Origin of the sequence: Pseudomonas sp. Irchel 3H3 (assembly GCF_900187635.1) — a bacterium.
Classification (GTDB): domain Bacteria; phylum Pseudomonadota; class Gammaproteobacteria; order Pseudomonadales; family Pseudomonadaceae; genus Aquipseudomonas.
The window spans coordinates 24,122-30,244 of the sequence record NZ_FYEC01000046.1 but is presented as its reverse complement, the minus strand read 5'-3'; the positions used below and the strand labels follow the sequence as shown (position 1 = coordinate 30,244).

5 protein-coding genes are annotated in these 6,123 nt (G+C 54.1%); 4 read left to right on the top strand and 1 reads right to left on the bottom strand.

All coding sequences use genetic code 11. The annotated features are described in order from the left end of the window. From CKW24_RS26925 to CKW24_RS26915, 3 genes are all read left to right on the top strand, one after another. Nucleotides 1-872: type VI secretion system Vgr family protein (locus CKW24_RS26925; protein ID WP_143501307.1), on the top strand; the 872-nt coding region annotated here is incomplete at its 5' end. After that, a complete protein-coding gene (locus tag CKW24_RS26920; protein ID WP_095171842.1) occupies nt 869-1,702 on the top strand; it encodes a DUF4123 domain-containing protein in 834 nt (277 codons plus the stop codon). The genes CKW24_RS26925 and CKW24_RS26920, both read left to right, overlap by 4 nt. A 20-nt stretch (nt 1,703-1,722) precedes the next feature. Next, nucleotides 1,723-4,233 (top strand): LysM domain-containing protein, encoded by a 2,511-nt coding sequence (locus tag CKW24_RS26915; protein WP_095171840.1) that lies wholly within the window; start codon nt 1,723-1,725, stop codon nt 4,231-4,233. Between the two features lie 54 nt (nt 4,234-4,287). Here the strand turns inward: CKW24_RS26915 and CKW24_RS26910 are convergent, their stop codons facing one another. Continuing rightward, the gene (locus CKW24_RS26910; protein ID WP_095171838.1) at nt 4,288-5,280 is read right to left on the bottom strand and encodes an SUMF1/EgtB/PvdO family nonheme iron enzyme; all 993 of its coding nucleotides are present in this window, start codon (nt 5,278-5,280) and stop codon (nt 4,288-4,290) included. Nucleotides 5,281-5,618: 338 nt separating this feature from the next. Between CKW24_RS26910 and CKW24_RS26905 the strand changes: the two genes are divergently transcribed. Beyond that, entirely contained in the window at nt 5,619-6,101 is a 483-nt protein-coding gene (locus CKW24_RS26905) for a hypothetical protein (RefSeq protein ID WP_143501305.1), read from the top strand. Nucleotides 6,102-6,123: the final 22 nt, after the last annotated feature.

Here is a 6,123-nt window from a genome sequence, read left to right as displayed (position 1 = left end):
TCCATTGGGACCGCGCCGAACTGGGTAGCGACAAGAGCAGTTGCTGGTTACGGGTGTCATCCAGCTGGGCGGGAGACAGTTTCGGTGCGGTGACCATCCCGCGCATCGGCATGGAAGTGGTGGTGACCTACCTGGAAGGCAATCCCGATAATCCGTTAATTACGGGGTGTGTGCCTAACAAGGTAACGCCTGTACCGTACCCCTTGCCCGCGAACAAAACCAAAACTGTGCTACGTAGCCACAGCTCCCCCCACAGTGGCGGCTACAACGAGCTGTCGATTGAAGACCGTGCGGGACAGGAACTGATCTACCTGCGTGCTCAGCGTGACATGGAACAGAAGGTCGAACATGACAGTCGGCTGGAAGTGGGTAACGAGCGCCGGGAAACCATCAAGGGCAACAGCATTGCGGTGCTGGAAGCTGAAGAGCAACGCACCGTCACCGCTGACCGCAAAGTCCAGCTCAAGGCTAACGACTACTTACAGGTAGCTAGCAGCAGCCACACCCGTGTAGGGCAAACGGTGGTAATCGAGGCTGGTCAACAGGTCCACCTCAAGGCCGGTGCCCATCTGATCCTGGACGCAGGGGCCAGCATTACCTTGAAAGGCGGTGGTCAGCACATCGTGATTGGCCCTGGCGGTATTTTCAGCAGTACCGAGATTCAAATAGGTGGCGCCCCCGCTTCGGGAACCGCTGCTGCTCCGGTGTTGCCTGGGATGTTTGAAGGGGTGACGGCGCCACCCGCATTGCCGCTTCCTAGTCTGCTGTTTTACCAACAGCAGGCGGTGGCAGGTGCTCTCTTACCTATTCCTGGTTGCCAACTCGACGCATCAGGTCATTGCCCAATCCACCATCCAGGTAAGACGGCATGATCAAGTCCATCGCCTCACCCTTTCAGACGCCTGAAGCACCGGGAGTCCTGTGCGTGATTCTGGATGCCAGTTTTGACCCGGAGCTACCAGCTTATCTAGATCAGGTCATTGGCTATGGCGTCGAACGCTGTATGCCGCTCTTCGACGATACCCCCTACGCCGGGTTGCAAGCTGCCGGGCCATTTGCATTGCTGTGTCCGGCACCAGGTGCTTCGATGGAGTACGCCAGCAGGCTGCTGGATCGGGCCGATGCCGGGTGTGTTGCCTATCTGGAGGATGAGCAATCCTTCAAGCAAGCCGTTGAGCATTGGCGCAGCCTGCTAACCATCAGCACCGATGACACGCCGGCCCAGTTGATGCGTTTTTTCGATCCGCGCTGGCTGGAGCCACTGCTGAACAGCCTCGATGAAACGGAGCTGTTGCAGTTCATGGGGCCGCTCACCGATATGGTCTGGCGCAACGAGCTGGGCTGGCGCCATCTGGCTAACCCTCGACCTGACCCGGACGTTGAGATTCAGGAGCCTGGCTGGTTGCACCTGAGCTTCGAGCGCCAGGCTCAGATGGATGAGCACCGCTTGAAAGTACTGGCCGGACGATTCGCCCTGGACTATCAGACGGTACTGTCGATGCCTGAACCGGTGGAGTTCGTTCATCGGCAACTGCTCGGGGCCCGGCAAACAGGGTATCTGCAACTGGCCGAGCAGGAGCGTTGGTTACGCCTGGCGTTGCGTCAGGGCGATGGCTTCTGGAGCAGTTTTCCAAATACCGAATTATTGGCCCGTGATGACTTGGGCCTTGGCGACAAGTTAATCGAGCTTGAGCGTCTCTGAATCACAAGGACGATGATCCGATGAACAACACATACACGGTTAAAAGCGGCGATACGTTGGGGGCAATTGCCCAGCAACACGGCGCTAAAACGGCTGAGATACAAGCACTTAACCCGATCATCACCGATCCCAACTACATCAAGCCTGGCTGGGAGCTGAAGCTCCCCAACACCGCGCCTAAGCCGGCACTGCCGCCACCGATGCATGCGGACAGTGCCACCTCCACCGCACTCAAGGGGCAGGCCGAGTGTGATGAAGAGCTGGTCGATGTGGCCCACATTACCGGCGAGCCGCATTTTTATGTCCTGACCGACAAACAGTCCAAGGCACTGAAGCAGGAAATCAGCGCTGTCCAGAAACTGATGGATGAGCTGCATCAGAACCTGGCCAAGGCTTTGCCTTCCATTCAGTGCGCGAAACCTCAAGACCCAAATGCCAGATGCTCGTGTGCCGGATGCGTGAAAGACGCTTGGACGGTCAAGGCTGAAGGCGCCGGGTTACTGATGCGGGATACCAAATCCCAGCAAACAAAAGCCACGCTGCTGACCACCGATAAAGATCTTCAGGGGACAATGGCGGCCTTGCAGGAGGCGCGTGACTGGTATCAGGATTACACACCCAGTTCTTTTGGGTTTACGCAATTTGAAGCCAACTGGAAGTCATTGCAGAGCAAGAAAACCCTGGAGCTGGATCAGCAAATCGGCAAGCTCCGTGCTCGGTTGGCGGCCCAAAAAAAAGCCGAACCCGAAGACAGCTCTACCAGTGCCAACAGCGCCGCCCCGGATCTCAAGCATGGCAAGGGACGCAGCACTGAACGTCAACGCGGGAGCCAGACCAAGTCCGGCGTTACCGTAGTTGAAATCATCCTATTCAGCGACCCGACTCGGCGTCATTACATCTCGATCCCGTGGCGAACTACCACCCCATGGAATGTCCGAGTCCCTACCCGCGTCATCGCCGGAAAACCCTTCAACAAGCAACTGGCCGCTAACCTGATCAAGGACATCAAAAATGCGGTCGGTGGAGGACGCAAAGCAGGGCCGTTGGGCAACCTGGAACTCAAGATCAGTACCTGGACCAGCAAACAGGACAACCTGCTCAACGCGCTGCATCAGGAAGTGTCCTGGACTTCTAATGAAAGCGATGCCTCGCCCTATGCCGTCGCTGCAGAAGCTCATGCCCTGCGATTCGCGGCGAGTGCCAGTGCTGGAGTCAATAACTGGAATCCCAAAGAGGGCAATATCGACGTGGGCGTTAAAGGGAGCGCGGCGTTCTCGCTGGCGGAAGCTTCAGTATCCCTGAATTCGTATTTTCCTGACCAGGGTGGCCACGTCGCGAACATGGCCTATCGCAATGCTTTGGGTAAGGAAGTGCTTCACCCGATGGGCGTATTTCGTCTGAGTGGGAAATTGGAGTTGTCGTGTTTTGTCGGTGCGAAAACACAGGGTGAGGCCGGGGTCAAAACACAATACAAGCCAACTGAAACACCCGCAGGAGCTACCGCGCTACTGGGTACTCCGACAATGGAAGTCGGTCGTAGTGGCAATATCGGCGTCAAGTGCGAGGCCTTTGCTGGTGCTCAAGCCGGTGGCGCCCTGAGCGGTGCCTTTGAGTGGGTTGAGCCGGATAAACAAGGGACGGGGAAATCCGTCGTCGGCCAGGCAAACGCCAATAGCAATTGGGCCAAGCTGGCCGAAGTCAAGGTTGAGGGTAATGCTGCGGTGGGTATTGGTGCCGCCGGTGAATTTGGTATCAGTATCGCGAATAACCGGCTGGCATTTAGCTGCAAAGGCTCGCTGGTATTTGGTCCTGGTGCCGGTGGTGGGTTTGGTACGGTGGTGGACCTTGAGCAGGTGGGAAAGCTGACGTTGCTGTTTTGTAATGTCTTAGCGGATATAGACTACAGGCACCTGTCGGGGGTGACGAAGGAAGCTTTTAGCTATATGGCATCAGGGCTGTATCAGGTGGCGACCTCTCCGGTGAAAAAGACCATTGAGGGGTTTGAGTTAGGGCGCGGAGAAATGCTTGCTTGGTGGGAAGATCGACAAGCCACGAAGATAGAAGCTGAAGCACTAGCCGATTATCTCATTCATCATAAGACAGATAAGATCATGCGGATTCGGGACCAAGACGTTCCACTGAGCGTGTTGCCGCCTGAAACCATTGGTCCCATGGTCTACCTGCTAACAGAAGGAGTTATCGCCAGAGGGATTGGTAGCTTCAACGAAAAGCAGGAAAAGGCCTTGGTCATTCTTCTGTCCGAAGTTCGTCGCTGGCGGCAATTTATTGAAGTGCTGGAGCATTGTTCACTCGACGCGACAAAGGTCAATGCCATGGAGAGTTTGGAGCGAATTAACGCCTTGCTTAACGGCCATGAACAAGACCAATTCAATCGTTTCATTGACAGTTTGGCGATTAACCAGACCTCCGATACTACAGTCCGATTGGCCTGGAACCCCAGCAATGCTTGGCGTAAGGAGAATGTGCTGGTGGCCGCACAGCGCAGTGGCCGGTTTGATGGTTTGGGATGATGTTGAAGGACCACAAGGGCGCTTGAGAGCGACTTTGTTGTCTTCTGGAGTGCTTCAAAGTGGTTGATTGGATTGGATTGCGCAGCGGAAACTTGTACCGGGTAAATGCCGGCTTCTTGTAGGCTCATTAGGGAATCGTCGAACAGTACTGGCCGTGAGCAAAGGATCTTCGCCTGCATTAGTGCCTCGACGGATTCGTTCCGTTCCGGTAGCCGGGCCCTGAGGGTTTTCCAATGGCGAGTGGCGGTAATAGTCTTTATCGTACCAGTCGTTTACCCAGTCGGTAGCGTTGCCTGACATGTTATAGAGTCCTAGCGGATTAGGAACGAAACTGTCTACAGCAAATGTTCGTCCCTTTCCTTGGAGAGGAAAATTGCGTCCGTAGTTTAAACTGCCATTGTCAGTAGGAAATACCACATGCTGGCCTCGGCTGCGGGCGGCATACTCCCACTGGGCTTCCGTAGGCAAATCCACAGGGTAACCACTCAGTTTTCCTACCCAGACGCAATAATCCTTGGCTTCTTGCCAGCTTTGAGTAGCAGCTGGTAAGTCAGGTTGATAGCGGAACTGTAAATTCTCTCGCTTACGTAGCTCCGCATCAAACAACGGTTTGCCCTGAGCAATAAAAAACAAATCGAAATCGCCCAATGTTGTTTGGAATCTCGACAGGGAGTAACTGCTCAGCTTAACGAGATGAACGAATTTATTATCAACGCCCATACTGATCGGTCCCATTCGGTCCGGGTCTACGCCGCATGGCCAGTCGCACATGTTTGCCGGGTCGTCGTCATGCGGCCAACCAAAATCACCCATCTGAAACTCGCCACCTTCGACAAACACCATGTTATCCAGTGACTGCACTACGGTATTCAGTAGCTTGCGACGAACCTCGGTGGAGAGTTTTGGATATTTCTGTTCAATGGTCGCAGCGATCTGGGCGACTTTATCCGGCGAGAGCTTCTGGCTTTTTGGCAGTGAGGAGGATTGCGCTTGGCAGCCTGTTAGCAGCAGTAACGTGCAAAGGGGTAGTAAAACGCGCTCGACCATTGAAATGTCCTTATACGTACTAACTGAAAGTTCAAATCTTATCATTTTTTATGCAAGGTAAAAACTTCAAATACCCGCACCCTATCTACCAAAACACCTTACCCTAAAAAATACAGATGTACGAACAACCCTTTATGCAGCACCCAAAATAAACAGATTTATTTAGCTGACTTTTTCTGAGAAAACCCTGCCCGCTTACGATGCGCCCACCGACCAAAACCAAACCGCCACTATGCGCAAGAAGTTGCACAATCAGCTGCTGATAACTCCGCAAACAAACATTACAGTGCGCGCACTTAACAACTCACAAACAAGTGCGCAAGTAGCCGTACAGCACTGTGCAATTTATTGAGACGGAAGCGCCGGCCAACTATCTAATCGTTCATGAGAAAGATAGAATCATCCGGGTTCGAAAGCAGGATGTACCTCTGAGCGTGTTGCCGCCAGAAACCATTGGGCCGATGGTCTACCTACTGACCGAAGGTGTTATCGCCAGGGGGATTGGTAGTTTCAACGAAAAACAGGAGAAGGCTCTGGTCATTCTTCTCTCTGAGGTACGCCGCTGGCGGCAATTTATTGAAGTGCTGGAGCATTGCTCCCTCGACGGGACAAAGGTCAAGGCCATGGCGAGTTTGGAGCGGATTAACGCCTTGCTAAATGGACACGAACAAGACCAGTTCAATCGTTTTATTGATAGCCTGGCGGTAAACCAAACTTCCGACAGTCCGGCCCGATTGGCCTGGAACCCCAGCAATGCCTGGCGCAAGGAGAAAGTGCTGATGGCAGCACAGAACAGCGGCCTGTTTGATGGTTTGGCCTAAACGCTGAGCAAATAATGAGGGC